At 40.1% G+C, this 1,136-nt stretch carries 1 protein-coding gene; it reads right to left on the bottom strand.

Annotated elements, in window-relative coordinates; genetic code table 11:
- Positions 1-175: 175 nt before the first annotated feature.
- Positions 176-883, bottom strand: a complete 708-nt coding sequence (gene hutC, locus R7E47_RS24985) for a histidine utilization repressor (protein WP_017448636.1) — start codon at positions 881-883, stop codon at positions 176-178.
- Positions 884-1,136: the final 253 nt, after the last annotated feature.

The following is a 1,136-nucleotide window of genomic DNA, read 5'->3' as shown; positions in this document are numbered from 1 at the left end:
ACGTTCCATGCTAACTAGTCGGGCATTCTCAATCAGCAAATCCATTCTCTCATTCCTACTTTGATTTGTATCTTTAAATGTATATACAAATAAATAGGTCAAAAAGAATGCGGTGACAAGCGTGATGTTGCTAAAATGTGATCAAAACGTGGTGAGAAAGGCTATTTATATGCACCTAGAGCAGAACTTTAGAGCTCAGCTTGTACTTGTTACCTGGGTGGTAGAGTAGAGCTGTACTGACCAATTTGTCTTGGCTCCATGTTCTACGATTAAGAAGAAGACAAGGTTCATTGGCCTGCATTTTCAAATCCAGTTTGATGCGATTATCGGGAACAATGGCTTCAACCGTGTGTTCAATCGCGCTCAACGGACAGTTATTAGATAGGTATTGATTAGGAGTAATTTGGGTGAAGTCTTGGTTAAGATAACTCGGGGCGTACTGGCTGTTTACCCAACGCAGTTCTAACTGAATAGGTGTGCTGTCTTCATAGTGAATGATCTCACTGTAAAACACCGTTGTACCAAGCATTACACCAAGTTTTATTGCGATGCTATCATCCGCTTTTATCGCGACTTGCTGAACTACTTTACTGCTGTATTGGCGTCCTCGGTCACTGACTTCTTCCGCTATATTGCGAATATCTAGTAATGGGGATTCTGATTTCTCACTAGGGTCACAAACGAACGTTCCCAACCTTGGGCGACGTTGTAGTTTCCCTTCATTCACCAGATCTCGTATCGCTTTGTTTACTGTCATTCGGCTTACACCAAACTGTTCAGTCAGCTCGATTTCAGTCGCAATGCGCTGTCCGACCATCCAATCTCCGGAATCAATTTTATCGAGGATAAATTGTTTGATTTGCATGTAGAGTGGCGCAGACATAATGATACCTTTTAAATTGACTATACAAATACTGCTCAATTTAAGTACAAATTGCAAATAGTTATCGACAAATACGACATTTAGAGACAAATAACGGGCATTTGCTTGCTGAATGATTTGGCTGATTTGATATTTTTTGAATCGATAATGGAATCAAGCCGTATTCTTGCGGTCTATTGCTTGCAGCTTATAAGGCAATTGTGTAAACAAAGCACAACTAATAAAAACAGTCGCAAAAAAGGAAAGACATGTT

The sequence above is a fragment of the Vibrio sp. Vb1026 genome (assembly GCF_033338745.1).
In the GTDB taxonomy this organism is placed as follows: domain Bacteria; phylum Pseudomonadota; class Gammaproteobacteria; order Enterobacterales; family Vibrionaceae; genus Vibrio; species Vibrio alginolyticus.
The sequence above is the reverse complement of the archived record's forward strand: the minus strand, read 5'-3'. Positions and strand labels throughout refer to the sequence as shown.

Coding starts and splice junctions, on each gene's coding strand:
- hutC (WP_017448636.1), bottom strand. CDS start 883: ATGTCTGCGCCACTCTACATGCAAATCAAACAATTTATCCTCGATAAA.